Annotated in this window: 20 protein-coding genes; 8 read left to right on the top strand and 12 right to left on the bottom strand. The window is 68.9% G+C overall.

The window, feature by feature from the left end; all coding sequences use genetic code 11:
• Positions 1–136 precede the first annotated feature (136 nt).
• Positions 137–1,198 (bottom strand): AI-2E family transporter, encoded by a 1,062-nt coding sequence (locus ABH937_RS19535; RefSeq protein ID WP_348533677.1) that lies wholly within the window; start codon positions 1,196–1,198, stop codon positions 137–139.
• 1,267 nt (positions 1,199–2,465) lie between these two features.
• On the opposite strand from ABH937_RS19535, the gene ABH937_RS19530 reads away from it, so the two are divergent.
• Both ABH937_RS19530 and ABH937_RS19525 read left to right on the top strand, forming a co-directional pair.
• On the top strand, positions 2,466–3,872 hold the full coding sequence (locus ABH937_RS19530; protein WP_370218951.1) for a glutamate decarboxylase: 1,407 nt from the start codon (positions 2,466–2,468) through the stop codon (positions 3,870–3,872).
• 106 nt (positions 3,873–3,978) lie between these two features.
• On the top strand, positions 3,979–4,248 hold the full coding sequence (locus ABH937_RS19525; RefSeq protein WP_370218950.1) for a hypothetical protein: 270 nt from the start codon (positions 3,979–3,981) through the stop codon (positions 4,246–4,248).
• Positions 4,249–4,298: 50 nt separating this feature from the next.
• Here ABH937_RS19525 and ABH937_RS19520 read toward each other — a convergent pair whose 3' ends face one another.
• The gene (locus tag ABH937_RS19520) at positions 4,299–5,117 is read right to left on the bottom strand and encodes a hypothetical protein (protein WP_280691402.1); all 819 of its coding nucleotides are present in this window, start codon (positions 5,115–5,117) and stop codon (positions 4,299–4,301) included.
• 291 nt (positions 5,118–5,408) lie between these two features.
• Between ABH937_RS19520 and ABH937_RS19515 the strand changes: the two genes are divergently transcribed.
• Both ABH937_RS19515 and ABH937_RS19510 read left to right on the top strand, forming a co-directional pair.
• A complete protein-coding gene (locus ABH937_RS19515; protein ID WP_280691403.1) occupies positions 5,409–6,137 on the top strand; it encodes a GAF and ANTAR domain-containing protein in 729 nt (242 codons plus the stop codon).
• Positions 6,138–6,200: 63 nt separating this feature from the next.
• Positions 6,201–6,938 carry a GAF and ANTAR domain-containing protein gene (locus ABH937_RS19510; protein ID WP_280691404.1) on the top strand — a complete coding sequence of 246 codons (738 nt, stop codon included), beginning with the start codon at positions 6,201–6,203 and terminating at the stop codon, positions 6,936–6,938.
• 10 nt (positions 6,939–6,948) lie between these two features.
• Here the strand turns inward: ABH937_RS19510 and ABH937_RS19505 are convergent, their stop codons facing one another.
• Both ABH937_RS19505 and ABH937_RS19500 read right to left on the bottom strand, forming a co-directional pair.
• Complete coding sequence (locus ABH937_RS19505; RefSeq protein WP_280691405.1) at positions 6,949–7,797, bottom strand: ABC transporter permease; 849 nt, start codon at positions 7,795–7,797, stop codon at positions 6,949–6,951.
• On the bottom strand, positions 7,794–8,735 hold the full coding sequence (locus ABH937_RS19500) for an ABC transporter ATP-binding protein (protein WP_370218949.1): 942 nt from the start codon (positions 8,733–8,735) through the stop codon (positions 7,794–7,796). Before ABH937_RS19500 ends, ABH937_RS19505 begins: the two co-directional genes overlap by 4 nt.
• 610 nt (positions 8,736–9,345) lie before the next feature.
• On the opposite strand from ABH937_RS19500, the gene ABH937_RS19495 reads away from it, so the two are divergent.
• The 3 genes from ABH937_RS19495 (at position 9,346) to ABH937_RS19485 (ending at position 12,864) form a co-directional block, all read left to right on the top strand.
• The gene (locus ABH937_RS19495; RefSeq protein ID WP_370218971.1) at positions 9,346–10,554 is read left to right on the top strand and encodes a DUF3048 domain-containing protein; all 1,209 of its coding nucleotides are present in this window, start codon (positions 9,346–9,348) and stop codon (positions 10,552–10,554) included.
• A 260-nt stretch (positions 10,555–10,814) separates the two neighbouring features.
• Complete coding sequence (locus ABH937_RS19490; protein ID WP_370218948.1) at positions 10,815–11,354, top strand: DUF6542 domain-containing protein; 540 nt, start codon at positions 10,815–10,817, stop codon at positions 11,352–11,354.
• Complete coding sequence (locus ABH937_RS19485; RefSeq protein WP_280691409.1) at positions 11,347–12,864, top strand: LCP family protein; 1,518 nt, start codon at positions 11,347–11,349, stop codon at positions 12,862–12,864. The genes ABH937_RS19490 and ABH937_RS19485 overlap by 8 nt, the downstream gene beginning before the upstream one ends.
• Positions 12,865–13,048: 184 nt before the next feature.
• Here the strand turns inward: ABH937_RS19485 and ABH937_RS19480 are convergent, their stop codons facing one another.
• The 3 genes from ABH937_RS19480 to ABH937_RS19470 form a co-directional block, all read right to left on the bottom strand.
• Positions 13,049–13,480 (bottom strand): subtilase-type protease inhibitor, encoded by a 432-nt coding sequence (locus ABH937_RS19480; protein WP_280691410.1) that lies wholly within the window; start codon positions 13,478–13,480, stop codon positions 13,049–13,051.
• 605 nt (positions 13,481–14,085) lie between these two features.
• Positions 14,086–14,631, bottom strand: coding sequence for a hypothetical protein (locus tag ABH937_RS19475; protein ID WP_280691411.1), 546 nt, complete (start codon positions 14,629–14,631; stop codon positions 14,086–14,088).
• Between the two features lie 389 nt (positions 14,632–15,020).
• The gene (locus tag ABH937_RS19470) at positions 15,021–15,275 is read right to left on the bottom strand and encodes a chaplin (protein ID WP_370146509.1); all 255 of its coding nucleotides are present in this window, start codon (positions 15,273–15,275) and stop codon (positions 15,021–15,023) included.
• Between the two features lie 331 nt (positions 15,276–15,606).
• On the opposite strand from ABH937_RS19470, the gene ABH937_RS19465 reads away from it, so the two are divergent.
• Positions 15,607–16,560 carry an aldo/keto reductase gene (locus ABH937_RS19465; protein WP_280691412.1) on the top strand — a complete coding sequence of 318 codons (954 nt, stop codon included), beginning with the start codon at positions 15,607–15,609 and terminating at the stop codon, positions 16,558–16,560.
• Between the two features lie 26 nt (positions 16,561–16,586).
• Here ABH937_RS19465 and ABH937_RS19460 read toward each other — a convergent pair whose 3' ends face one another.
• The 5 genes from ABH937_RS19460 to ABH937_RS19440 all read right to left on the bottom strand — a co-directional run bounded on the left by ABH937_RS19460 (position 16,587) and on the right by ABH937_RS19440 (position 26,269).
• Positions 16,587–17,573 (bottom strand): SPFH domain-containing protein, encoded by a 987-nt coding sequence (locus tag ABH937_RS19460; RefSeq protein WP_280691413.1) that lies wholly within the window; start codon positions 17,571–17,573, stop codon positions 16,587–16,589.
• 21 nt (positions 17,574–17,594) lie between these two features.
• Positions 17,595–19,157 (bottom strand): hypothetical protein, encoded by a 1,563-nt coding sequence (locus tag ABH937_RS19455; protein WP_280691414.1) that lies wholly within the window; start codon positions 19,155–19,157, stop codon positions 17,595–17,597.
• A 306-nt stretch (positions 19,158–19,463) separates the two neighbouring features.
• Complete coding sequence (locus tag ABH937_RS19450) at positions 19,464–20,330, bottom strand: hypothetical protein (protein ID WP_280691415.1); 867 nt, start codon at positions 20,328–20,330, stop codon at positions 19,464–19,466.
• A gap of 1,030 nt (positions 20,331–21,360) precedes the next feature.
• On the bottom strand, positions 21,361–23,826 hold the full coding sequence (locus tag ABH937_RS19445) for a LuxR C-terminal-related transcriptional regulator (protein WP_370218947.1): 2,466 nt from the start codon (positions 23,824–23,826) through the stop codon (positions 21,361–21,363).
• 2,179 nt (positions 23,827–26,005) lie between these two features.
• Positions 26,006–26,269, bottom strand: a complete 264-nt coding sequence (locus tag ABH937_RS19440) for a hypothetical protein (protein WP_280691417.1) — start codon at positions 26,267–26,269, stop codon at positions 26,006–26,008.
• Positions 26,270–26,993: the final 724 nt, after the last annotated feature.

Genomic DNA, 26,993 nt, shown 5'->3' with positions numbered 1-26,993 from the left:
GCACCAGCGAAGAGCGCCGGAAGCCACGGTCCTGGCGGGAGAGCGGGTTGAGCAGCTCGAATGGGTGAACGCTCGGCCGGCGCAACCACCGGTGCGCTGCCGCGGGAGCATGCGCGTTCCGGCAGCACGGCGCGGCTCACGACACCGCGTCCGTGCCCGAGGCGGCGGGCTGCTTCGTCCCCGAAGCGCGCAGGTCGCAGATCACCGACCACGCCACCGCCACCATCGGCACAGCCACGACGGCGCCGATCACTCCTGCGACGATCTCGCCGGCAGTGACCGAGAGGGCCACCGCCACGGGATGGACTCGAACCGCCCAGCCCATGACGAAGGGATGCAGGATGTGGCCCTCAACCTGCCCGATGACCACGATGAGCACCAAGATGACCAGAGCAGTGAGAGGACCGCGGGCCGCCAGTGCCACCACCGATGCGATGCCCATCGCGATGGGCGAGCCGACCAGGGGCACCAGCGTGGCGAAGAACTCCAGTAGCGTCAGCGGCAGGGCCAGCGGCACGCGCAGCACGACCAGGGCGATGCCGACCAGGACTGCGTTGCTGGCGGCGACGATCACGATCCCGCGGGTGTAGCCGGCGAACGTACGCCAAGCCGCGTGACCGGCGCGGTCCCATCGTGAGCGGGCGCTGCGGGGCAGTTGCCGCCGCAGCCAGTGCCACATGCTGTCCCCCGAGTGGATGAAGAAGATCGAGCAGAACAGCGCCAGCGCAGCTACCGCGACCACCACCACCAGGTGGCCTGCCCCGTTCAGGGCCGTGCTGATGAGTGCGGAGCGGTGCGTGGACAGGAAGGACCCGATCCTGCCCTGCAGGTTCGTGAGCTTGGCCGACCTGAGGTGGAGCGGAGTTCCCTCCAGCCAATGCTCGACATGGATCAGGCCGTCGTGGAACTGGCTCTTCAGCGTGGCCGATTCGCCCATCACCGCCTCGCCTACCAGGCTCAGGAGGCCCACCAGAAGCAGCAGCGCGCCCAGGACGGTGATCGACACCGCCACCCCGCGAGGCAACACCCGCGCCACGAGTTCAGCCGCGGGGCGCAAGACGGAGGTCACGACGAGGGCCAGAAACAGGGCGATCGCGATGAGCTGCAGGCGTTCCAGGATCACAAGTGCGACATAGCCGCACAGACTGATGACCAGCAGGCGCCACGCGTACCCCGCCGCCAGCGCCAACCCAGGCACGACTGGTAGCGCGTCAGGGTGCCGGCCTGGGCCGAGCACGATTCGTCGGCTCGATGCAGCGAAGTGAGCCCCGCGTACTCGTGGGGGTCGCCGTGGCGCGCGACCACGGCCATCGGGCCGCAGGCCATCATCCACCGGTGAACCTCCAGTACCTAGCACCACGCTGTCCGCCCGGTTGTGGCCGCGGGTTCGCCACCGTTCTCCTCTCGTTTCTGCGCTCACAACACGCGGTGCCGATGGATTCGCGCGGACCACGAATCAGAACTACGGCTGGTGGCTCCGGGGCACCCACGCACGCGAGGGCGCCCCGCTCGCAGCCCCCCGAACCCCTTCCGAACCGCGACCCAGCGCCCACAAGGGCACGGCCCGGAAGGCGTCCGACGACCCTCCAAATGCGTCCAACGCCGGAGGGCTAGCCAGCGGCGAGACCGGCTGACCTTGAGGAGGGCGGTGGCTGCACGACGTGACGCTCCAGATCCCCCAGTTGGCTGCTCCCGGTCGCGCCCGACCGCATCAGGGAACGAGCTCACGGGCCAACCTACGCAGCGCTTTCGGTAGTTGGGCCGTTGCTTCGGCCAGATATTCGGCATGTGCTGGTACACGGGCACGGGCCGTCCGCTGGATGTCCCACAGCTGGGCGAACGGCCCGCAAACGAGGGGAGGAGCGAGCTATCGCGGGCGAAAGAGCAGAAGCCTGGATCTGAACATGCGGAAAGCGAAGATATCAAGGCCCGTGAGCCGAATCCTGCCCACGGTGAGATCGACCTCGAGGGCTCACAGCACGTGGCCCATGACCGTGAAGGTCCATTCCTGCCCGTGGTGCCAGCCCAGGAAGGTCCGGTTCGCCAGACGACGCCGGGGCAGGAGTGTTGAGCATAGGGCCCGGTGACGCGGGCTCCTTCCTTGCGTCTCCTGCCGGGGGGTGTGTGCTCTCGGCGGCCGAAAGGTGCCGAGGTCAGCCCGCTGGTGTCAGCCCGCCGGCCAACTGGGAGGTTCTGCCGCGCTCCAGGTGTGCGCAGCAGTGTCAGCGTTGCGGTCGGTCCGTGGCTGTCCACCGACTCGCCCAGTTCGATGCGGCCTGTGGCGGCGTGGCCTGCTAGGCCTCGTTCGAACAGGCTGGCCGATACCGCATCACGACCAGCGTCCTCCCCCTTCTTCTCAGACATCGAAGGTGTGGCGTCCCAGGCCCATCTGCCCCGGGACTGCCGGAGGTGCATGGTGCGCCGCCCTCTCGTACGGCACGGTCCGCTCAGAAGGCAGGTCACAAATGTCAGTACTCCACCGCAAGGTCGATGACGAAGACGTCGAGCAGGAGCTGTGTGTACGGCCCCTGTACGCGCAGACCCTGGACTCCACCGTGGTTCCGCGGTATCAGCTCGGCCAGCATCCGATGCCGCCCGACACCGCCTTGGCGGTGATCCGTGACGAACTGCTCCTGGACGGCAACGCTCGCCAGAACCTGGCCACGTTCTGCACCAGTTGGATGGAACCACAGGCCCGTGAGCTGATGGCCGATTGCATCGATCGCAACATGATCGACAAGGATGAGTATCCGCAGACCACTGAACTCGAGCACCGCTGTGTGAACATCCTCGCCCATCTGTGGCATGCGCGACCGGAGGCCACCGGCTGCTCCACGGCTGGTTCCAGTGAGGCAGCCATGCTGGCCGGCCTGGCCCTCAAGTGGCGCTGGCGCCAGCGAATGGGGGCGCACGGCGGTGCGCCGGGCGTTGAGCGGCCCAATCTCGTCACCGGCGGCAATGTCCATGTCTGCTGGCCGAAGTTCTGCCGTTACTGGGACGTCAAGCACCGTGTGATCCCGATGAGCCGCAACCGCACCACTCTGGACCCTGATCTGGTCGCGGAGGCTTGCGATTCCAACACCATCGGTGTCGTCGCCGTCATGGGCTCCACCGAGGACGGCCGCTACGACCCCATCGCGGAGATCGCCGCAAGACTCGACATGCTGCAGGCGGAGACCGGGCTCAACATTCCCATTCACGTGGACGGGGCGTCCGGGGGATTCGTCGCCCCCTTCCTGCAGCCCGACACCCTATGGGACTTCCGCCTTCCGCGGGTGGGGTCGATCAACACATCGGGGCACAAGTACGGCCTGGTGTATCCCAACATCGGATGGATGATCTGGCGCGACAGCCTGCACCTCCCCGATGACCTGGTCTTCCGGGTCAACTACCTGGGCGGGGAGCTCGAGACCTTCACCCTCAACTTCTCCCGTTCCGGGGCGCCTATCGCCGCGCAGTACTACAACCTGCTGCGTCTGGGGCACAACGGCTACCGCATGATCCAGCAGAACTGCCAGGACGTCGCGCGGTACCTCGCCCGTGAGATCGACGCCATGGGCGCCTTCGAACTGCTCTCCGACGGGAGCGACCTTCCCGTCGTCGCTTTCACCCTGCGCGAAGACATCACGAACTTCAGCGTCTACGACCTCACCGACAGGCTGCGCGCCAACGGCTGGCAGATCCCCGCGTATCCGCTCCACCTCGGCCGGGAGGAGCTGCCCATCTGCCGCATCGTGGTGCGCCATGGCTTCACGACCGACCTTGCCGAGATGCTCGTCGAACATCTGCGTCTTCACACCTCGACGCTGCTCAAGCACCCGCATCCCTCACCGCCCACAACCACGGAGCAGTCGCCGGCCTTCCACCACTGACCGTCGAGCCAGTGGTGGAAGGCCGCATTCTCCAAGAGCCGCCCGGCCCGAGGGCGCCACATGGACTGGAGGACCTTTGCCTGGATTCGGCACACGCATCAGACCCGTGAAAAACACCACTCGGCCACATCGCTCCGACCGGTACCATGAAATCGTCATCCTCGTCATCCAGACGTTGGCTGCATCGCTGGCGGACGCGAGCGACTGGTCGTCCTGGGCGCGGCGCCACCGCCGGCTGCGAAGCAGCCGTGGGCAAGCAGTTCCCGCCAAGCTGTCCCTGGCCGCCAGCCTGCGCAGCATGCGCCGCATGCGCGGCACGGAGCCCGAGGACGAAACCGAGCCGGGCGGCAGCACAGTGGAGGATCCCCCGGGTTGACGGCGGCCGGACCAGTGCGGCGTGGAACGGTGCGCGTATCTCAGCAGAGGTCAGCAGTGCCGCGTGGCTGGCTGCGCCGACCGGACCGAGCGCTCGCGCAGGACAGCACGGACGGTGTCTCCGTAAGCGCGTAACCGCGCGGGCAGTTGCCACGCCAGCTCCTCCAACTCGACTTCGTCGTCGGCCTCCTGCTGACAGGCGATCGCGGTCGGGCCCGACAGGTGATCCTGGGCGCGCACGGCGCGCAGGACATCACGACGCGCGGCATCCAGGAGGCCGTCGGCGCGGGAACAGCCCGTGCGAACCGCCGGAGGCGTGCGCCAAAACGGTCCTCCTGCCTCGTTTCCGGCCTCTCCCGTATCGCCTAGGACCTTTGCCAGGCAGGTGTACGCCTGCCTGGCAAAGCTGCCGCTCAGACGTCGTCGCAGGACAACGCAATGGTCGAGGTGCTCCAGGTGCTGTACGGCCCAGTCTTTGGAAGCCATCGTCGTGACCTGGCCAACGAGACCGGTCTCGAGTTGCCGGATGTGCTCGTCCAGGACGTGGAGCAGTGCGGCGGCGCCATCAAGAGCTGTCGTCTCGCACACCGAAGAACCCGACGGCGGCAAAATCAGCTCAGCCAGCTCACGAGGCTCGGTTATGCGTGCGTCGGCAGCACGGCTGAGCGCCTCCCGCGCCATGGGGAGCGTGGAGCCAAGATACTCGGCCAGGTAGCCAGTAGCACGCGCCACATGATGACGCTCGGTCAGCGCCTCCGCCAGACGACGACTTGTGGAGGCCTCGTCGGTACCGCAGGGCTGAGCGGGGTGCATGGTATTGTCCGGCAGCTCTTGGCCCTCAGGCATTCTCGATTGCGCGTTATCGGCCACGGCTGCCCCTTCCCTCGATCACATTCTATCCAACGAGCCGATTCCGAAAGCGGGCTGGCGATCTTCGGGCCGGTCCGAGGAAGGGCAGCAGCTGCCCACCAGGTAGCGGTGCGCCGGGAGCGCCCCGCACTGGTGGACCAGTGCACCGGCGGCAGGACGGCACGGATCCCCTGGGACCCGCAGGGGCGACGTACGTAGCGGCAACGGTAGGTGACCTGCCGTCAGCCGCGTTAGCATTCCCCGTGCGGCTCCAGGGCAGAGCATCCGCGAGCGGTAGGACGGGGCGATCGCATGCATGATCTGGCCCGAGTGGCGCAGCTCATGGCCCAGGCGGTGCAGGAGGCGGGCCATGACTCCAGCAGGCTGCCGCAGCTGCTGTGCCTGGCTTGCGTCGAGGCCCTGGAGGTCCACGGCGCGGCGATGACCTTGATGGGGGATCCGAAGTACCGAGCGGTCTCCTATGCGAGCGACAACACAGCTGCGGAACTGGAGGAGCTCCAGCACACCTTGGGCGAGGGCCCGGCCCTGGACGCGTTCGCCACGGGCCAGCCTGTGCCAGTCGGTGATCTGACCGGGCCGGAGGGGGAGCGGTGGCCTGTTCTGTCGTCGACGGCGCACGGGCTGGGCCCCGTCCGCGGAGTCTTCTCCTTCCCCTTGCGGATCGGTGAGCTGCCTTTGGGCATGCTGACGGTCTACCGGTCCCGTCCTGGGCACCTTGAGCCGGCGGCGATGACTCGGGTGGGTGTGGCGTTAGACGCGATCCGGCTGGCGCTGATCGCCTCGTTTCATGGTGAGGTCGGTGCCGAGGGCGCTGCGGATCGCCTACCGTCGTGGCTCGAGCAACTCGACGTGGACGGCATCGAGGTGGATCAGGCGATCGGCATGGTCATGGTGCAACTGCGCGCCCCGGCCGATGTCGCGCTGTCCAGGCTCCGTGGTCACGCTTTCGCCCAGGGTCGGCCGATGACGGCGGTCGCCCGTGACGTGATCGCCAGACGGCTACGCTTCAGCGAGGACTGATGGCGCGCGAGAGCTAAGGTATGAACGGCGCGGTGTTGCGGGCATCGGACAAGGAGAAGTGCCATGAGCCGCGGCCAGGCAGAGCTGAACGAGGCGTACGCGAGCCTTACCGAATCGCTGATCGGGGACTACGACCTGGCCGATCTGCTGCACCGGATCACCGAGTACTGCATCATCCTCGGCGTGGCAGACGGTGCCGGCCTGGTGATCGCCGACTCGCGAGGCTCGCTGCGCGACCTCGCCTATTCGGACGAGGGCGTGCGGCAGCTCGGAAGTGCACAACTCAGCTGGAATGAAGGGCCTTGCGTGGAGTGTGTGCGCGAGGGCCGGGCGGTGGGCGAGACTGATCTCACCGGCGCCGGCACGCGCTGGCCCCGATTCGCGCCGCATGCCCGGCTGGCCGGCTACACATCCGTGCGGGCACTGCCACTTCGCGTGCGGCAGGCGACGGTCGGCGTCCTGAGCCTGTTCAGCAGCGCTCCCCTCTCCCCTACCCCTGACGCCCTGAGCGCAGCTCAGATCTTTGCCGACCTGGCGATCCTGGCGGTGCTTCAGGACCAGGCACCGGGACGTCGCACCGTCGCAGAGCGCATCACCCGGGCCCTGCAGAGCAGGTCGGCGATCGAACGGGCGAAAGGGATGCTGGCCGAGGCCGGCGGCCTGGATATGGATGAGGCCTTCTCTGGGATCCGACGGCACGCCCACGAAACCGGCCGGGGGCTCACCGAAGTCGCCCAGGCCCTGCTGCTGGGCTCCGTGGACGTCCATGTGCTGGCCTCACAAGCCCACGGCCACGGGTGAGCGCTCCTGGTCAGGCATCGCTTCGCACCAGCCGGTAGGCGGCCGCGGCCAGCACCAGCGCGGTCCAACCGACGATCACGGCGAGGCCGATCCCAGGTGACAGGGTGTGCGGTTGGCGGTCCACAGCGAACATCGACGCTCCGGCGTTGCTGGGCAGAAACGGTCCGATGTCGTTGTGCCAGGACGTCGGCAGCAGCAGCGCCAGTCCCGGCACCAGCATCATCACGCCGACCAGCATGGCGATACCGCCGGCGATCGAGCGCAGCAGTGCCCCCAGCGCGGTGCCGATGACACCGACCAGGGCGAGGTAGAGCCCTGCTCCCAGCAGGCTGCGCACGACGCCGGCGCTGGAGAGCGAAAGCGCTGCGGGGGTGGAGGAGACGATGGCGCTGGCGAACACGAACGTGATGAAGACGGCACCTGTGCCCACGGTGAAGGCGACCAGGCCGTAGACCGCGACTTTGGACCACAGCACTGGCAGGCGGCGGGGGACCGCGGTCAGTGTCGAGCGGATCATGCCGGTGGAGTATTCGCCCCCGGTGACCAGGACGCCAAGGACGCCGACGGCCAGCAGGCCGGGGGCGGTCCCAAACGCGGAGAGGCTGACCGCGGTGGCGTCCGCGAACTCCAGGTCCACTCCGCGCCCCGAATCGATCATGGTTTTGTATCGGAACGATGCGATCAGGCCAAAGGCCACCACGAAGAGCGCCGCCAGGCCCAGAGTGATCCAGGTGGAGCGCAGGGACCAGAGCTTGGCCCACTCCGAGCGCAGGACCCGCCGTGCGGTCACGCGGTACACGGGGCGCGCGGGCCTGGCGAAGGTCGCGCGGGGGGCGGGGGTTTGGGCAGCGGGAGTCATGCTCCGGTCCTCTCGACTGCGCTCTCGCCCAGGGAGACGGAGCCGTGGTACTCGACGGTCTCCCGGGTGAGGTCCAGGAACACCGCCTCCAGGGGAAGCGCGGTGGTGGTGAGCTCGAACACGGCGATTCCCGCCGCGGCCGCCGCCAGCCCGATGGAGCGCGCTGACACGCCGGTCACCTGCAGGTCCTCGGGGCCGGGCCCGGCGGCAACCTGGACGTCGGGACCCAGGAGCTCGCGCAGCCGGGCGGGGTCGGCGCAGGCGACCTTCACAGTGTCGCCGCCGACTCGGTGGACCAGGTCGTGGACGGTGGTGTCCGCGAGCAGCTTTCCCCTGCCGATGATCACGAGGTGGTCGGCGACCTGGGCCATCTCGCTCATCAGGTGCGAGGAGATGAAGATGGTGCGGCCTTCGGCCGCCAGGGCGGTGAGCAGGTTGCGGATCCACAGGACACCTTCGGGATCCAGGCCGTTGACAGGCTCGTCGAGCATGAGTGTGGCCGGATCGCCGAGCAGCGCCGCGGCGATGCCCAGGCGCTGGCCCATGCCAAGGGAGAAGGCACCGGCGCGTTTCCTCGCCACCGCCTGGAGCCCGGTCAGCTCGATGACCTCCTCCACCCGCCGGCGCGGGATGCCGTGGGTGTAGGCCTGGGCCATCAGGTGGTTGTAGGCGGAGCGTCCGGGATGGACCGATGTGGCTTCCAGCAGCGTGCCGACCTCCTGCAAGGGCGCGGTGTGCTGGGCGTAGCGGCGGCCGTTGACGGTGACGGTACCGCTGGTGGGGGTGTCCAGGCCCACGATCAGACGCATGGTCGTGGACTTGCCGGCACCGTTGGGGCCAAGAAATCCGGTGACCGTGCCCGGGCGGATCGTGAAGTCCAAGTGGTCGACCGCTGTCTTGTCCCCGTAGAGCTTGGTCAGTTGACGCGCTTCGATCATCGGCTCGTCCTTGTCTGAGGCGGCTCTTGCCTGTGAGCTCTCTTGGCCGCGGTTGTGGCGTTGGCCCAACTGCTGTGGCGGTGTTCCCTGTCGGTGCACCGTTGGCAGGAGGGCGGCGCGGCGGCCAGAAGCCCCGCCCGGCCGCCGCCAAGATGAGCCCGGCCCTGAGCCATCCACCTGCGATGTCACCACCCAAGGACTCGCCAGTGTGCATCGCCCCCTGCCAAGGGCCAAGGGTGGCCGACACCGAAGGCCACCGCCTCACCTCGCACCCATGCTCGCTCTGGCCACGCGAGCGCCGCGTCCGTAGAAGTACGGGCAACCATGCGACCTGCACTCCCCACCCACACTGACCCACGACCTCACACTCAGGGCCCCGCGGGGCGCTTCAGCGAGAGCATCCACCGAATGGGGGAATGTCCCTGCCGCTCCTGCGGCGCTTCACGGGGCGAGCAGAGGTGTCTGCTTCCGGCCCCAGGTACTGGGCGTGAACCTTCCCACCGCGGCCGTCGAGCTTGGGGCTTGATGCCTGGGGCTCCGCAGGATCCAACTGTCTCTGGGACACTGCCAGCAGGAAGACCCGAGCAGATGCGGAGGAATTCTCGTGTCCATGCGACCAGTTGAACGATTACGCGCGCGGTGGAGGGCTTCCTCGCCGACCGCCAAGGTGGCCGCTGTCGCCATCCCCTCATGCGCCCTCGCCGGACTCCTTGCCGCAACAGCGGCCAACGCCGGGCTCTTCGCCCCCTTAGCCTCGGCCAGGCCCAGCCCCGCCTCCATACAAGTGCCGGCGCCTGCAACGACCAGGCGGCCACCAGCCACATCTCGTCCGCCCGCCACCCCCACTCCCCCAACTCCGACTACGGCGCCCACATCCCCCACGCCGGTGCCTTCCCCACCCAGGCCGACAGCGCATACGACTCCGTCGTCCGTCGCCTCCCCAGCACGGGGGCCCCAGGGTCCCATCTCGCCGCTGACCGGCCTTCCCGGCGCCGCGGGTCGCATCCTCGCCGTCAAGATCGACAACATCGTCACCGCGCGGCCCCAGACCGGGGTGAACTCCGCAGACGTGGTCTACGCGATCGAGGTCGAGGGGGGCCTGTCCCGATTCCTGGCGATCTACGACTCGAACCACCTGCCCCAAAGCGACGCTATCGGCCCCGTACGCAGCGCCCGGGAGAGCGACCTGCCGATCCTCCAGCAGTACGGGAAGGTCGACTTCGTGTACTCGGGTGCGCTGAGCAAGTTCCTGCCGGTGCTGGCCGACGCCAACGTGTTCAACTGCTCCCCGGACCAGGACGGCTCCTTCTTCCGAGGAACGTCCAACGCACCGCCCTCCAACCTATACACCACGCCCTCGGACATCCTGCGTGATTTTCCCGGCTCGGCCCCCGCGCAGGACGTGGGCTTCCGGTTCGGCGACGCACCCGACGGCGGCGACCCGACGGATTCCTACACGGCAACGATGCCCTCCGCCTCCTTCACCTTCACGTGGTCCGCCGAGCAGGGCAAGTACCTGGTGGCGATGGACGGCACGCCCGCCGACACCACGGACGAGGGGCCGATCGGAGCTGCGACGATCGTGATCCAGAAGGTAGCGGAGACGACATCTCCCAGAGGATTCATGGACTCCCCCGGAGTCCCCTCGCCGTACGCGCCGACCATCGGCAGCGGCGATGCGGTGTTCCTGCGCGATGGGAAGGCCTACCAAGGGTCCTGGTCGCGCACCGACGCCGGCAGCGGCACCACCTTCACCTACCAGGGCGGGGCCATGAGGTTCCACCCCGGCCAGGTGTGGATCGTCCTCGACCCGCAATAGATCTCCATCCCGGCCTCGCCTTCCCGAAGACGGCAGAGGAAAGCGGCAATTCCAGCTGCTCCCACGCCATTGCATTTTCCGCATCAGCGTCGCCGAGGGTCGACCGGTCATTGCAATCCCACGTATAATTGCTAAATTGCGTTCACCCGGGATCTGTTGACGTCCGCACCCATCTTCGTGGCTGTGGGGACAGCCCCGTCGAGCGGACCGCCGGACCCGAGATCTCCGGACCCTTTCCGGCCGACCTGTGAGGCAAGCGCATGGCAGAGCAGCAGTGGGCGTTCGCGCCCGACGAGGAGCTTGAAATGTGGCGGGACCGGACTGTTCCCCCCGCGCGTGCGGGAGTTGAGGGATCCGAGGGCCAGCAGGCACCGGGCGGCAGTGGCCGCGGGCCGCACCAGCGACACCCGCCGGCCGGATCCCGGCGCCACGCCGCCACAGTCGCCCTGTTATTACTCGGGCTGCCGCTGATCGGCGTGTGCGTCGACGAGGCGACCGGCCCGGGGCTGGGCATGGCCTTCACCTTCTCCACCGCCCTCGGTGCGGCCTGTGCGGCTGCCATGGCCAACCGCTCGGACTGGTGGTGGGTCCTGCCGGTGACGCCAACCGTCGTACTGGCCGCGTCGGCCCTCGGCACCGCGCTCAGCGATCCCGCCGGGTACCAGAACTCCAAGGCACTAGCCGTCAGTGCGCTGCGATGGAGCGTCACCGGATTTCCCGTGATGGTGATGGCGCTCACCTGCGCCGCGGCAGTCGTGGTCGTGCGGCTGGCGCACGGCAGAAGGAGGCGCCGTGGCTGAGCGTGGCGTGCGCCTGGGGGTGCTGGCCGCCGCCGGGCGCCTGCTCGCCTGCGGCAGCGGTCTGGCGGTGCTCGCCACCAGCGGCTTAGGCTGGTACGAATACCATTCGCTGGCCGCCGGGCTGAGCACCTCCAACGCCCTGGACCACGCCCGCAGCAGCACGGCGATGCCTCTGGACAGTTCGGTGAACGTGCTGCTGATCGGCCTGGACAGCCGCAAGGACATGGACGGCAATGATCTGCCGCCGCAGTTCGTCCAGGACGAGCTGCACGCCGGCGCCAGCAGTGAGGTAGGCGGGTACAACACCAACACCCTGATCGTGCTGCACATCCCGGCAGGCGGCGGCAAGGTCAGCGCGCTGTCCATTCCGCGCGACGACTACGTCCGGACCTACGGTGCCGACGGCAGGAAGCACAAGATCAAGGAGGCCTACGGCTACGCCAAGGCTGCCGCCGAGGACCGGCTCGCCGACACAGGCCTGGACCAGGGACAGCTGGAGCAACAGAGCCGGGAGGCGGGCCGGGAGGCGACGCTGGCCACTGTGCAGAACTTTCTCGGGATCCCGATCGACCACTTCGCCGAGGTCAACCTGCTCGGCTTCTACGACATCGCCAAGGCCCTTGGCCCCATCCAGGTCTGCCTGAACCATGCCACCAGTGACCCGGCCGTGCAGGGTCAGGGCTCCGGCTTCTTGGGCCACGCCGGCCTCAACACCCTCAACGCTTCCCAGGCGCTCGCCTTCGTCCGCCAGCGGCACAACCTCGCCGACGGCGACCTGGATCGAACCCACCGCCAGCAGGCGTTCCTCGCCTCGGTCGAGGACAAGCTCAAGCACGAGGGTGTCTTCAACGATCTGAACAGGATGCAGTCGCTGCTCGGCGTCATGAAGAAGGACGTGGTCATCGACAACCGGTGGGACGTCCTGGACTTCGCCCTGCGGGCGAGTGACCTGACCGGCGGTAACGTCGAGTTCAACACCTTGCCGATCACCGGCTTTGCCACCATCGGCAAGGAGGACGTCAACACCGTTGACACCGCTCAGGTCCAGGAGATCGTGCGCGGGCTCTTCGGCCGTGCCCCCGCTTCCGCGCCGGTGGTCGGCGCCTCCCCCACGGCTGCGCCGACCACCGCGCCCATCACCCGCACCACCTCGGACACAGTGGACGTCTACAACGCCTCCGCTGTTGCCGGGGCCGCCTCGCGGGAGTCCCAAGCCCTGGTGGCGGCGGGCTACCAAGGCGGGCGGGTCGGCACCGCTAGCCCGCGCTCGAGGACCACCGTGGCCTACGGTTCCGGCGCGCAGGAGGGCGCCAAGGACATCGCCGCCCGCTACGGGGCCGCCGCCGAGCCCTCCTCGCGGGTGGTGGCCGGGCACATCGTGGTCACTCTCGGGAGCAACTACAGCCCGCCCGCCGGTGTCGAGGACGACCCTGGCGCGCCTTCGTCGGCCTCGATGCCTGCCATGCAGGGCCCACCGGTCACGATGGGCGGAATCCCGTGTGTCAATTGAGCTCTGGCGACCGCGCGGGCGCCTGGGCCGGTGAGGCTCGGCGCCCCAGCTGACTGAGTCTGGCAGGACAGGGGGTGTGACCGTCCTGCGGGCACTGCCGGCACGGGTCGCGTGCTCGGCCGGCCCAGCCTGGCCCGCTCATCGCCGGGAGATCATCGCAAGGCACATGGGGGTGGAGCGGCGGTCAGAAGTCGAACAGTTCGCCGGTGGCACGGTGCAGCATGCAGCGGTTGGGGAAGGTGTGCAGGTAGGAGATCGGCTGCCCCTGCCAGATCCCCTGGGCCGTGACGGTCACCGGCTGGTAGGTATCGGCGCAGAAGGTCTGGAGGGTGGGCTGGGCGCTGATCGAACCGTCGGTGACGCGCAGACTGGCGCAGCTGGCCGCAGCTGCCGGGTGGTCACCTCCGGGGACCGGGGCGCAGCGCAGGTCGACCGCGCGATCGACCGGGGCCTGCGGGTTCCAGGCGCCCTCCGTCACGGTCATGACCAGGACCGAGGGCGCGGACTGGCCCGCTGAGGGGGCGGCGGCCTGCGCCTGGGGTCCGGCCAGTGCGACCGTGCAGGCCACGGCGGCCAGAGCGGTTGCGGCAGCCGGCAGTGAGACGAAGCGACCCATGGCTACTCCTTTGTCGTCGGGGGCAACCGAACGGTCGGACGGTGCCGGTGGAGACAATGGCACCTCCGCCCTCGGCGCGCAGCCCGGGCCTACAGCAACTGGGCATGGTTTGTGCATGCCAAACGGCTGGCTTTGAGGCTTCCTGGCTCGCGGCCTCTGTGCGGGTGGGGCCCCACGAGAACCGTGCGGCCCCACCCGGGAGCACAGCCCCCCTGTCCGCCGCCGCTCGCACACCACCGAGCCCGTTCGCGGCAACGCCACCGCATCGAACCGGACACCCGACTACGGCCGGAACCCACCGCCCAGGTCGCGTCGCGCCGCTATCCGCCGGAGCGAGGAGTCCCGGCCACCGCCCGCCAGGCCCCGCACATGCGAACTGCCGGACGGCTCAGGGCCTTAACCCTGGGCCGTCCGGCAGTACCGGTGCCGCTGTGCACTATTGACCGGCCGGTTCGCCATTCAGCTGGAGATGTGGTCGTTGCTCTCGACGTTCTGGGCCGTCCCCGAGGGGTCGTGCCAGGTGTCGTCAAGTACCGTCGAGCCGGAGCGTGGGGGCGGGCCGGGTGGAGCTGCGGGAATCATCCGCTCTGTACTGCGAGTGCGGGTCAGGGCGCCACGTAGGTGTAGAAGTGGTCGTTGCTGTCGTTGTTCTGGGCCATGCCCGAGGGGTCGTGCCAGGTGTAGTCGACTGCCACCGCTCCGATGGGGACGTAGGTCGGCACGGTGAGGGTGTAGTTGGCGTTGATGCGAAGTCCGCCGTTGACCGGAGCGTTTCCCGTCGAGGACACGGTGCAGGTGACTACGGTGGTGCCGACACAGGTTCCCGCCACCGCTCCGAAGTTCCCCAAGGCGTCGACCACCTGGAAGGGAGCGCTACCTCCGGGCAGTGCGAACGTGCCTCCCGTGACCGCGGTGGCGACGAAGGTCATGCCGGGGGTGTAGGTGCAGCCAGGCTGCGTGAGGCAGTTCAGCGTTGCGCCATGGGCGGGGTCTACGCCGGTGACGCCGTGAGCCGCCTGGAAGTTTCCCGTGTAGGAGAAACCCCAGTCCCCGTTGGAAGCCATGGCGTTCCCGGAGCCGGCGACGACCGCCGAGGCAGCCATGGCAGTCGTTGCCAGGCCCAGCAAGCCCCGCTTGATCAGCTTGGACATTTGCGCCTTCCTTTTCTTTTCATTGCACGTGTGCGCTCGGAAATTCTGATTCTCACCTGTCTGCGGCTGCCGTTGTGAAGCCAAGGCAGCTCCGGTCTGAATCACCGTTTTCAGGGCGAGATCATGCCTGCCGGAACTTCCTGAGCGGAGCCGACGGTTCGCGAGCGCAAGGACCTGTCACAGAGGCGTCCCCGGGTGTCTTGCACTGACCGGTTGCGGGCCCTCCATAGGAAGAAGAGCGCTCCGGTGCCGGCCGATGACGCTGCGGGGCAGGGCTTAGTTCGTCCAGGGGAACCCGGCCGGGGACGACAGGGGCAAGCAGGAGGCGGTCGACAGCCGAAAGCCCGTGATCGGCGCTTTGGGGAAGACGACCTGTGCCCACGGCTCCCTCAGGACGCGGCGGCGCCGTTGACACAGGTGTTACCGAGGGCCGGGTTGAGCAAGCCGATGATGTCGACCGAGTTGCCGCACGCGTTGATCGGAAGGTGGATGGGCACCTGGATCACGTTGCCGGAGAGGATGCCGGGCGAGTTCGACGCCAGCCCGTCGGCCTGCGCGTCGGCGGCCGCGAGGCCGGCGCCGGCAAACACGAACATGCCCGCCGCACCCGCCGACAGTGCCACGGTCCTGAGAATCGTCTTCATGACTGCTCCATTCGTATTCGGACCCCACTGTGTCTGTGGCATCCGGAGGGCGCCGCCCTCACGCTTTCTGACGGCCCTGCCCCCCGGGCCTGATGCCCGTTGGTCCGCATGTCGGCGCGTTGTCGTTCGATCGAAGTACCAGCGGCCGGCCTTGCCGCCCAAGGCGTGGCACCGGACGTCATGAGGGCCGCCGCAGGGCCTCTTCAACCGAGAGACGAGCACCCGCCAGCCTTCTCACCCCGATCGCATCGGTTTCGACACGACTTGCGCTTCAGGGTGGCCGACGGTCTCCGCGCAGTCCCCCTCTCTGATTGGAAAAAGGAGTGAAGACATGTCCGCGATGAAGACACGCCGGCTGGGCCTGGGCGGCCCTGAGGTCTCCGCCCTCGGGCTGGGTTGCATGGGGATGTCGAGCCAGGACGGGCGCCGCGATGAGCAGGAGTCGATCGCGACCATCCAGCGCGCCCTGGAGCTGGGCATCAACCTGCTGGACACCTCCGAGGGCTACGGGGCGGGCCACAACGAGAAACTGATCGGCAAGGCGGTGGCCGACCGGCGCGATCAAGCGGTGATCACGACCAAGTTCAGCTTTCGGCCTGGCGGTTCACCGGCGCTCGGCCTCGTGATGACACATCCGCGGCTCGCGTGCGAGGCGAGTCTGCGCCGGCTCAACGTGGAAGCCATCGACCTGTTCTACTACCACGAACCCCACGGCGCCTTCATCGAGGACATCGTCCACGCCATGGCCGAGCTGGTCACCCAGGGCAAGGTCCGCCACCTGGGCTTGTCGCAGGCCACTGCGGCAGGGCTGCGCACCGCCTGCGCCGTCCATCCGATCGCTGCTGTGCAGAGCGAGTTCTCCCTGTGGGAGCAGCGATCGGTGCTGGAGGTGATGTCAGCGGCCCGGGAACTGGGCGTAGGCATCGTGGCGCACTCACCGCTGGGGCGTGGCGTCCTCACTGGGGCGGTCACCAACTGGCAGGAGCTGGCCGCAGGCGGCAGCCGGGACGAGGATGGCCGGCTGCGCGCGGCGAACCTGGAACTCAACCTGCGGCTCGCCACCCGGGTGAGCAGCGCGGCCCAGAACGCGGGGTGCACGCCTGTTCAACTGGCCCTGGCCTGGCTGCTGGCCCAGGGCGAGGACATCGTGCCGATCCCGGGGACCACACGCGTCGACCACCTCGAAGAGGATGTCGACGCAGTCAATGTTCCTCTGACTCTGGATCAGTTGTGCGCTCTCGACTGGGCCATGGAGGAGGGCACGGTGTTGCCGAACTGCGCGTGAGGAAGACAGGCCACGGCCTCACGCTCTCACTCGGGCTCGGGCTCGGGCTCGGGCTCGGGCTCGATGGCGCGATGGTCACCACTTGGTGTGTCGGGCGGGCTGCCGCCCGACACCGGCAGCCGGGCGGCGGGCGGGGGGGCGTCGGCCATCGTGCCGAAGGCGGCGCCGATGCCCCTGAGCGCATCACCCACCTCATTGGGGATGATCCAGAGCTTGTTGGCGTCGCCCTGGGCCAGCTGCGGCAGCGTCTGCAGGTACTGGTAGGCGAGCAACTTCTGGTCCACCTCGCCGTCGTGGATCGCCTCGAAGACGGTGCGGATCGCCGCCGCCTCACCATCGGCCTTGAGCACCGCGGCCTGCGCCTCACCTTCGGCACTGAGCACCGCGGCCTGCTTCTCACCCTCGGCGCGCAGGATCGCCGCCTGCCGCTGGCCCTCGGCGGTGAGCACGGCCGCGCGCTTGTCCCGCTCGGCACGCATCTGCTTCTCCATCGAGTCCTGGATGGAGGTCGGCGGATCGATCGCCTTCAGCTCGACCCGGTTGACCCGGATCCCCCACTTGCCGGTGGCCTCGTCCAGCACCCCGCGCAGCCCCGCGTTGATCACCTCACGGGAAGTCAGGGTGAACTCCAGGTCCATCGAGCCGATGATGTTGCGCAACGTGGTGACCGTGAGCTGCTCGATGGCCTGGATGAAACTGGCCACCTCGTAGGTGGCCGCTCGGGCGTCGGTCACCTGGTAGTAGATGACGGTGTCGATGTTCACCACCAGGTTGTCCTGGGTGATCACCGGCTGCGGTGGGAACGGCACCACCTGCTCACGCAGGTCGATCCGGTTGCGGACGTTGTCCATGAACGGCGTGAGAAGGTGCAGGCCCGCGTTCAGCGTGCGGGTGTATCGGCCGAACCGCTCCACGATCACCGCACTCGCCTGCGGAACCACGCGGATTGCCCTGAACAGCACGCCGACCGCCACCACGAGCAAAACGATGAACGGGATGAGAAACGGTTCCACAGGCTTGCCCTTCTGTCGCGGTCAGTCGGCGTCGGGGGCTCCGGTGCCGGCCGAGGCCCGGGTGTCGTCCTGGGACTGCCCGCCCATCAGTTGGAGTTCCAGGGACTGCCTGTCGGGAATCGGGCGGCTCCACTGCTCGAGTTCACTTTCGAGGACGCCTCTGGCCTCTTCCCGCTCATGCACCTTCTGCTCGAGTTTGCCGTGCATGTCGGAGCCCGGCCGCTCCAGTTCGAGCGCGTTGAGCAGCAGACGGAGTTCGTTCTCGAGGTCGGCGAGCTGGCGTTGCAGGTTCGCGCGGATCTGCTCGGCCTCCTCCCGCAGAGCGTTCTCCTTCAGCCACATCTCCTTCTCCTGCCGATCCAGATCCCTGGCGGCGGCCTCCTGCTCGGCCAGGCGCACGGCCTCCTTCTTCTGCCCGATCTTCTGCGCCGCCTCGCCCCAGAATGTCTCCGCCAGGCGCTGCTGGCGTACGGACTCCTCCAGTTCCTCCCGCCGGGCACGCGCGGCCTCCTCCCGCTGGGCGCTTTCGGCCTCGGCGGCCATCTGCTCGGCCTTCCTGCTCTCCGCCTCCGCCTCGCTCACTCTTCTGTCGGGCGACCTGCGGCGCCCGATATCGTGCTGCCGGCGGTCCTCTTCGTCCAGGACGTCCAGCCCGGCCGCGGCCCTCTGGATCCTGAGCTGCTCTTCCTGGTTCCAGTTCTCCGCCGTATTCTGCGAGTCCTGCGGCGCGGACCTCCGGTCCGTGGAGAGCATCTGCGGCGCGCGCTCGATGTCCACCACGAGGGGCACGGGGGTGAACTGATTGGGATCCGGCAGGCCCAGGGGGTCCGGAGGTGCGGCGAACTGCGGCACCGCTTCGAGCAGATATCCGTCATAGCTGCGCTCAGACGAGGCGCCGGGCAGGGCGGCGTCCTGGTCCAGCTGCGCCTGCCGCTGAGAGATCTCCCGCTGCAACTGGGTGGCTCTGCGCTCCCACTCCTCGCTCAGGCCGCCCTCCTGGCTCTGGGCGTTCAAGAACCGCTGTAGCCGCTCCTCCTGCTCCAGGAGCTGCTGCTGCTCCCATTGTTCCTGCCGGAACAGCTCCTGCTTGTGCTGCTCCTGCCTGAACAACTCCGGCTGTTCGGCGTGGCGTTGCTCCCGCATCTGCCGGTAGGCCCAGGCCCCCATGCCCGAATACCCACCGCCGTAGCCATCGTCCGGGTAGCCGTAGCCCTCGCTCCCGTCATAGGTGTCGCCGTAGTAGCCGTACCCGCGCTCGCCGTCATACCCGCCGTGGCGCCGTCGTGTCCGCTCCTCGCTCAGGCGAAAGCGCTCCTCCTGATCGCGTTGCGCCTCCAGGCGAGCTGTCTCCTGGCGCGCTGCCTCCTCGTGGCGCCTGCGAGCTCCCTCCCTTTGAAGTTCCTCGTGCTCGCGTCTTCTCAACTCGTGCTGGTGGAGCTGTTCCCGCTCTCGCTGCTGCTCCAGCCGATGCTGCGTCACGCGGCGCTCCTCGAGCTCCCGGAGCTCCCGCCGCCTCTGCTGTTCATTCCATGACATGACGTGCTTTCCAGATCGTGACGCCAGGGCGCCGTCGAATACGCTCACCGGTGCAGGAAACCCACGCCGACGAGGTCCCCTGCGGCCGCGACGCAGCGCACAGCCTGTCGAACCTCCGGCACGCTTGCCCAGGGTGCTCCCGATTCCAAGGCGGGCCCGGCCCTGGGCAATTCGGCACCGTGACGAGCACGCACCGGCCAGCTTCGAAGGCGGGAGCGGCTGTGCGGGGCCCCTCCCCGGAGTAGTGGGAGGGGATGTGTCATGGCTCCGCGCGCGACCGCCCCTATGGTGGCTCCATCGTGGCCAAAAGTCTGGCAACCGCAGGGGGCACGGTAATCGGGGCATCCCCCGAAATCACCGACGATTCGCCGACCCGGTGCCTCGACGCGCTCTGCCGGCGAGAACCCGGTAGGCGTTTCCGCCGCAGAGCGCGGCCACCGCCAGGAGCAGGGCGGTGTCCAACTCCGATCGGTCGTCGCCGGGCTTGTTCGCAACGTCGTCGCGCACCAGCTGCGCAGCCGCATACTCCGGCTTCTGCTCGACGGCGCTCTGGGGACGCGCGAAGGGCGTCTTCGGCGGGCTGGACGGGAGGAGTGAAGTTCCCGGTGCGGCAGGCTTAGCCGCGAGGGGGGACGTTGCGGGAGGCGTAGGGGTGAGGGGGAACATCATGGGAGGCGGGGTGCCGAACGGCGCCATGGTCGGCGCCGTCCCAGCGGCCGTGCCCGAAGTGAAGGGCGAGTACGGCAGCAACACGGCCGAGGCGCCCTCGTAGCGGTATGCCAGGAAGCCGCCGTCGCTGAAATCCTGCAGTGAGGCGCCCGTGACGTAGCGTGCCGTGGTACCGGTGTGGGCCTCTTCGAAGAGGTTGAACGTGCGGCGCAGCGGATCGGCCCATCCTGCAAAGAGGACCACGTGCTCCTTGGACAGCAGGATGTCGCCCGGCTGCAGCCACGAGTTGGGGATCTTGTACGCGACGGTCGGCAGGGAGCCGGTCCAGTCGTTCGCCGCGGGATCGAGTCCCCAGGCCATGGACACGTAGCCGGAGCAGTCCTGGCGGTAGGTGCCGTTGGCGTCGGTCCACCACTTGGTCTGGCTGTAGGGGACCTGTTCGCGGACCCAGTCCTCCGCGCGGCGCATCACCACCGCCCGGTCGAAGGAGACCAGGGGCCGTGCCGGTCGCGCAAGGACGCTGCCGTTGGTGGCCTTGCTCCCGCCGGGCATGGGCTGAGGGTTCGCTGTGGTGGCCGAAGTGGACGGTGCTGTCGGCATAGTGGGGGGGACGGGGGGAGAGGGGGGCACAGCGGTCGGGGCTGCGGAGGGCACCGCCGCGGGCGGTACCGCGGGAGCTGTAGTAGGCGCTGCCGATGGCAGCGGGCTCTGCGCGGCCACCGAGGGGTTCGCCGAGGCGATGACCTGCTCCGCTGGAGCGTCGGGGCCAGCAATGGCCTCCGCTGAGGGAGCGGCACCGGGATCGAGTGAGGCGAGGGCGCCGGCCTCGAGCGAGGGAACGGCCGGCGCCGGGATCGGTGACAGCTGTTCGGCCGGCCCTGGCGATGGCGCGGTTGGCGCGGGCGCCGCCGAGGATGAGGCCGGCGCCGAAGGCTGTTCCAAAGGGGCTGCCGGCGCCGACGCATCGGCGGAGGGGGCCGGATCAGCGATGGACGACGGTGAGGCCGGCGCTGATGGCTGGGCGGGCTTCGAGGGCGGTGCGGCCACTTTCGCTGCCGTAGGCGCTGGTGCCGTTGCGGTCACTGGGGCGGCGGGCGACGGGCACGGGTGTGCCGCAAGGTCGTGATCGATCCGCGCGAGCAGCGCCGCCGTCATGGTCTCGTCGCTGGAGGGCGACTGCCTCAGCTGCTGCTGGAGGAGGCAGAGCTTGGCGAGGGCTCGCTGCTGCTCGGCTTCGGCAACAGCGGCCTGCGCGTCGGGGGACGGCGGATGGCCACTGCCAGGTGCGGCCGACGACTCGAGCACGCTGCTCGGCTCGCCGGAGGCGCTGCTTGCCTGCGCCGCCGGTGCGACCAGCACGAGGCCCAGGGTTGGAGCCAGTGCCACCAGCGTGGCAAGAGGTAAGAAACGCTTGGCCCGGTGGTGGTGTCTGTCCATCGTGTGTACTCCTGATCGGTTGGTCTACCGTCGTCAGCGCATGGCTCTCCTAGGAGGAGGAGCCTGTGGCCGGTGAATGACGTGAGCCGGCCAGGTCATTGCGCGAGGTGAGGGAAGGACGGTGCCACCGTGATGCGGGACGGTGTCATCGGGTGCCCCCTGGGGGGAGCTGGTGTGCCACGCCGGGCTGCACGGGCCTGCCTGTGCGGATCTCGAAGGGGTCCTCGCCTCTCGCCACTTGTTGCTCCCTGCCCTTGTGGTAGCGGGTGACCCAGGTGGCGATCTGGGCGCGTGAGGTGAAGCCCAGTTTGGCGAGGATGTGCTCCACATGGGTCTCGGCGGTCCGTTGGGCGATCACCAGCCGGGAGGCGATCTCCTTGTTCGTCAGGCCCGCGGCCACCAGCGTGGCGACCTGCTGCTCCCGGGGGGTCAGCTTCTCGGTGTCCGGCAGCTGCTGAGGCCGCGGCTCGAGCTGTTCCAGTGCCAGGCCCACGCCCCATTCCAGGCTGCGCACCTGACCCATGTCGGAGGCGGCGCTGTACTTCTCGTGCGCCAGGGCGGCCTGGAGCGCTGCGATGGCCCGTCCACGGTGGGCGGTCACATGGAGCAGTCCGGCGACGTTGACGCCCCCCGACAGCCAGGCGTACTGGGCCACGGCCAGCAACTGCGCAGCGCGTTCATCGGGATGGCGCCGCGTCTCGACCCAGCAGAAGACCTCCAGGCACATGGCCAGCCCCCATAGGTCCTGGAAACTCCACGTGAGGCGGATCGCTTCCTGCAGCAGCTGGCGCGCCTCATCGAGCGCACCGGCGTGATAGCGGACCAGCGCCATGATGTAGAGGGAATGGGAGTGGAACCAGTAGGCGCTTGGCGGCTGCTCGAAGAGGAAGCGGCTGTGCTCAGTTGACTGGGGGCGCCCGGCGAGGGCCTCGCATTCAGCCAGCCGCATGCTTGCGAGGGCGAGTTCCTCCCTCTGCCCCAGGAGCCGGTGTGTGGTCAGGGACTCCCGCAGAAGGTTGGCCGCTCGCTGGTACTCACCGTCGAAGATGTGCGCGAGCCCCAACGTGGACTGCAATCGGGCGTCTTCGGCCGGGTCCCTGAGCTCGGAGGCCAGGAAGGCGTAGGTGTCCAGGTGCCGGTGGGCACCGCGCCAGTCACCTTGCAGGAGGGACAGGACGGCGCCGGCGCGGTGGCCTCGGGCCTGAACGGCTTTGGTGGCGCCCGGCTGGGCCAGTGCCCGCTCCAGGAAAGCTCGACCCTGCGTCAACGAGGGCGTGTACAACCGCTGCTCCCAGAACGCGGCAGCCAGTCGGGTGGTCGCGCTGGGATCGGTGTTGTTGTCCAGGCAGTACTCCAGGGTGTCGATGATGTTGCGGTGTTCCACCTCCAGGCGCACCCGCCAGTCGGCCTGGTCGGGGCCCAGCCAGCCCAGTTCCATGTCCTTGGCCAGTGCCAGGCACCAGGTGCGGCGCTTGGCAGCCATGAGCTCGACCTCGTTCGCTTCGATCAGTCTCTCCTGGCCGTACAGACGCACGGTGTTCAGCAGCCGGTAGCGCGAGATGCCCTGCGTCTCGTCGCGCGCCACGACGGACTTCTCCACCAGAGCGGCGATCAAGTCGAAGACCTCGGCGTGGGAGATCGGGTCACCCGAGCAGACATCCTCCGCCGTCTCGAGCTCGAACCCCTCGGTGAACACCGACAGCCGCGCCCACATCAGTTGCTCCGCCGGTAGGCACAGATCGTGGCTCCACTGAACCGCCGCGCGCAAGGACCGGTGGCGGGGGCACAGGTGGGCTCCCTTGGCCACGAGCAGCTCGAAGCGTTGGTCGAGGCGCTGGACGATCTGACGCACCGTCAGAACGGGCAGGCGGGCCGCGGCGAGTTCCAGGGCAAGTGGCAGGCCGTCCAGGCTCCGGCACAGTTCGACGATGGTGTCCAGGTCGCAGGAGTCGATGTCGAAGTCCGGCTGGTACGCCGTGGCGCGCTCAACGAAGAAGGCGAGGGCGTCGAACTGGACGAGCATCTCCCGTGACAGGGGGCCTGGTGGGGGCAGGGCCATCGGCGGGACGGGGACCATGTTCTCCCCCGCGATGCCCAGCGGCTGCCTGCTGGTGACGATCAATCGCAGGTACGGGACGGCTGACAGCAGGTCCAGGGCCAGGCTCGCACACGCCTCGACCACGTGATCGCAGGTGTCGAGAATCAGCAAGCACTGCTGCCCGTGCACGCGCGCGGCCACGGCGGAGAGCGGATCCGGCTCCCGGGCCCCCTCGTCCTCGCCCAGCAGGGCGGCGTAGACGGCGTCAGCGACGTCCTCGGCAGCCGTCTCGTCCAGCTCCACCAGGAAGACCCCCGCGGGGAAGGCCCTGCGCAGTTCGGAGCCCACCTTCAGGGCCACCCTCGTCTTGCCCACGCCCGCCGGGCCGGTGAAGGTCACCAGGCGGCTGTCCGAGAGCATCCGGCGGGCAGTGGTCAGCAATTGGCGCCGGCCGATGAAGGCGGTCATGGCCAGGCGGCTGCCCTGCTCGATGCCCTGCCCGCGTGCTCGCCCCTCGGGTTGCGAGCCACCCTCCAGGGTGTCCGCGGCGGGGGTGTCGGGATCCTTGGCCACCTCAGTGGTCTCCTTTGCTCGCAGCCGCGCAGCGGCTTGCTCGACGCAGCCGTCGTGGGCCGGGTGAGGTTCGGTCGGTCCGCGGTGTCGTCAGTGCGACGAGGGGGAGGGTGTCGTGCCGGCCCGCACGGGCGTTGCCGTGGCGGACTGGCTGCAGGCAGCGGGGGTGGGTACCGGGGAGATCGTGGGCGGCGGCGTGGCGGAGGGGCTGCCTGCCGCGGGGGCAGGGGAGGCGGCTGTGCCAGAACCAGGAGCGCGCACGGTGCACTCGGTGGTGGGTGCGGGCGCCGGGCGTACCGGTGTTGCGGACCGCTGGGTGCTCGTAGCCGGCGGGTTCGGAGTCGGGGTGGGCGGGACCTGTGGATCGCCGGTGCACTGGCCCAGGACCAGGGCGGAGCCCGGTGCCACGGTGGTGGGGGCGTTGGAGGGCCGGGACGCGGAGGCGGATGTCGGCGTCGCGCTCGAGGTGGAGGGGCTGGGAACGGGCCTGGTGCATGCGGCGGCTGGCGGGGAGCTGGGCGGCGCGCTGGGGGCGACGCCGGGAGGCGTGCCGGCGCTTGGTGCGGAGGTGGCGGGTGGCGTGGGCGCGGAGGCGGTGCTCGACGCCGGCCGTGACCCCACGGTCCGTGAAGGCGCGGGTATGGAGGAGGGGGCGGGAGCCGGTAGGGCGGCTATGGCGCCAGCGGGTGCGGTGGGCCCAGCCGGTGACGCCAGGGCAATGGAGGGGGCGGGTGCCGGTAGGGCGGCTATGGCCCCAGGGGGTGCGGTGGGCCCAGCCGGTGCCGCCTGGGCGAAGGGGGTGGAAGTGGTGGCGGGCAGAGCCGGAGTGCCGGACGGGCGGGGCGGGGCCGCTGATGGAGCCGGCGTCGTCACCGCTCTGGGCCCGGTGCTCGCGGAGCTGGGCGCGATGGGAAGAAGGGCCGGTGCGACGACGGGAGGCAGCGTCCTGACGGGATTGCCCAGGTAGGCCTGCTGCCAGGTCAGGACGGCCTGCAGGTATTGCTGCGAGGGGTTGTATCCGAGGATGGCCTGGCGAAGGCCCTCGGAGGTGGACAGGTCAACCCTGTCGGCGCACAGGTAACGACCCGCGGCCAGCGAAGCGTCGAAGACGTTCTGGGGGTCGCCGGTCCCGGTGCCGTTGGCGCTGGCACCCCACTGCTTCCATGTCGAGGGCAGGAACTGCATCGGCCCGATCGCATGCGAGAACACCTTGTCACCGTCCCAATGCCCGCCGTCAACGGCCGGAACCAGTGCGAAGCCTGAAGTGCCGTTCAGCGCTGGTCCGATGATGGGCGGAGTGGCGCGGCCGGAAGCGTCCACCTCGCCGCCGTCGGCGTGATCCGACTCGACGCGACCGATCGCGGCGAGCAGCTGCCACGACAAGTGACACGTCGGGTCGGCCAGTTGGACATTCACCGCGGCCTGTTGGTAAGCGGCGAACACCAGGGCCGGTATGCGGGTGTCCACGGTCGTCCCGAAGGCGGCCTGCACCGTCTGCACGGGCTGCACGGGCTGCACGAACAGGGGCTGCACGGCGAACGCGCTGGGCGGAACCGCGCCGATCCTCAGAGGCGAGCCGCCGGGTATGCCGGATATCCCGGGTATCGCGCTTCCCTCGGATATCCCGCTTCCCTCGGCCGGGGCCGGCTTGTGGGCCGGCGCCGCCTGCGCGGCCGTGCCGCCCAACGCTCCCGGAGTCGTTGCCGCCAGCCACGCGGTTGCGGCGACCAGTGCCCACGCCGCGGCCTGCAGCCGCACACTGCGCCGGCCCACCGGGCCGCGGATCCCCACGATCTTCATGCTGCCTCCCAACTTCTGAAGTCAGGCCTCGCATCGTCGTCGACCAGGCGCGGGCGCGAACCTTGGGGCAGGCAAGCCGCGCGATAGCCTCGCAAGCGCATCCGATCCGCCCTTCTGCCGTCCGAGCCCGGGTTCGCCGGGGTTTCCTGCCGGTCGGTGCGCTCGCGGCGCACGGTCCCCTGCATGGAAGAGGCCGCTTTCGGGCCGGTATGACGCTCTCCTCCCGTGCGAGCCGTGTTCCGGGCAGCCCGAGAAGACCCTCGGTCAACTCCGACAGGAACGTGGGGGTCTTGGCTGGGTTGTCAGACGCGAGGATGTCGCGTGTCGGGTCAGTCCTGAGCCCTCGGCCGTCCGCGCGGCGCGCTCTGGTGGGGCCCGCCTACATGCGCAGCCATCCCCCTTGCCTCTCGCTCTCGAGCTTCTGGCTTTCGTTCAGCATGTTCTGGCGAGCGATCTCCTCCGCTCGTCTCCGCTCATGGACTTGGGCGAGATGCTGGCGCTCCTTCTCCGCCCTTTCCTGCACGAGTCTCTGTTCCTCGTGGAGCCGGGCGATCTGCGCCTCATGCTCCCGCAGGCGGGCAGCCGAGGCCGCCGCCTCGGCGGAGAGATCCGGGGCCCATTCGTAGCGCTGTTGGTCGTCCATGGGGCGCACCCTTCTGTGCGTACAACGCGGTTGGCGGCCGCCGAGAGAACCCGACCTTCGCCGGCCGCGTTCCACGCGCTCTGCCGGGCAGCAAAAACCAGGCAGTCGCATTAGCACCCTAATCGACCCGTTTTTCCCAGAACACAGTTTGCGTGCCGGAATACGTACTTCCCCGGAGAGGCAATCGGCTACCGGCCCTCCGAAGCAATAGCCCTGCCACCGAAACGCGCGGCAGTGCAACCCGAGGCGCTCGACTTTGCGGCCCTCGACAACCCTGGAGCGCCTGCCATGCCCTTTTCTGCGGCCATCCGGGTGACGATCACGCACTTACAGGGGCGCCCGTCGTCTCGTCTCGTCATGCCACCGGGTCTATCGCCTTCTCGTCTAACGCATCGTCAGATTCGCAGTCCGTCCACCGGGGCGGCTGCTCTCCAACCACGTTCGTTAAGGAGGGCTCCCTTGTACGGAGCAAAAGGTGTCGGTGGCGCCGGAGCACTCGCGGCGACCGGTTTCCATTCCATGATGGCGCTGCTCGCCGTCGTCCTGCTGCTGAGCGGGATCATGACCGTGAGGTGGGTTCGGGCCCGGCGCGCGTAGACACGTCCCGCACCAGAGCAACCCCTGAAAGGCATACGCACATGCCCACCTCGAATCCGCCGGCTCCCCACGGCGGCGCGGAACGTCACCGACTGCCGGGCGCACGGCGCCCCCGGCGGGCCCGTCC

Source organism: Kitasatospora sp. GAS1066B, assembly GCF_041262605.1.
Taxonomy (GTDB): Bacteria; Actinomycetota; Actinomycetes; order Streptomycetales; family Streptomycetaceae; genus Kitasatospora.
This window is presented reverse-complemented; position numbering and strand designations above follow the sequence as displayed.

Coding starts and splice junctions, on each gene's coding strand:
- ABH937_RS19510 (WP_280691404.1), top strand. CDS start 6,201: ATGAGCCGCGGCCAGGCAGAGCTGAACGAGGCGTACGCGAGCCTTACC.
- ABH937_RS19500 (WP_370218949.1), bottom strand. CDS start 8,735: ATGATCGAAGCGCGTCAACTGACCAAGCTCTACGGGGACAAGACAGCG.
- ABH937_RS19490 (WP_370218948.1), top strand. CDS start 10,815: ATGGCAGAGCAGCAGTGGGCGTTCGCGCCCGACGAGGAGCTTGAAATG.
- ABH937_RS19495 (WP_370218971.1), top strand. CDS start 9,346: ATGCGACCAGTTGAACGATTACGCGCGCGGTGGAGGGCTTCCTCGCCG.
- ABH937_RS19480 (WP_280691410.1), bottom strand. CDS start 13,480: ATGGGTCGCTTCGTCTCACTGCCGGCTGCCGCAACCGCTCTGGCCGCC.
- ABH937_RS19440 (WP_280691417.1), bottom strand. CDS start 26,269: ATGGACGACCAACAGCGCTACGAATGGGCCCCGGATCTCTCCGCCGAG.
- ABH937_RS19515 (WP_280691403.1), top strand. CDS start 5,409: ATGCATGATCTGGCCCGAGTGGCGCAGCTCATGGCCCAGGCGGTGCAG.
- ABH937_RS19470 (WP_370146509.1), bottom strand. CDS start 15,275: ATGAAGACGATTCTCAGGACCGTGGCACTGTCGGCGGGTGCGGCGGGC.
- ABH937_RS19475 (WP_280691411.1), bottom strand. CDS start 14,631: ATGTCCAAGCTGATCAAGCGGGGCTTGCTGGGCCTGGCAACGACTGCC.
- ABH937_RS19450 (WP_280691415.1), bottom strand. CDS start 20,330: ATGCCCGGCGGGAGCAAGGCCACCAACGGCAGCGTCCTTGCGCGACCG.
- ABH937_RS19505 (WP_280691405.1), bottom strand. CDS start 7,797: ATGACTCCCGCTGCCCAAACCCCCGCCCCCCGCGCGACCTTCGCCAGG.
- ABH937_RS19530 (WP_370218951.1), top strand. CDS start 2,466: ATGTCAGTACTCCACCGCAAGGTCGATGACGAAGACGTCGAGCAGGAG.
- ABH937_RS19465 (WP_280691412.1), top strand. CDS start 15,607: ATGTCCGCGATGAAGACACGCCGGCTGGGCCTGGGCGGCCCTGAGGTC.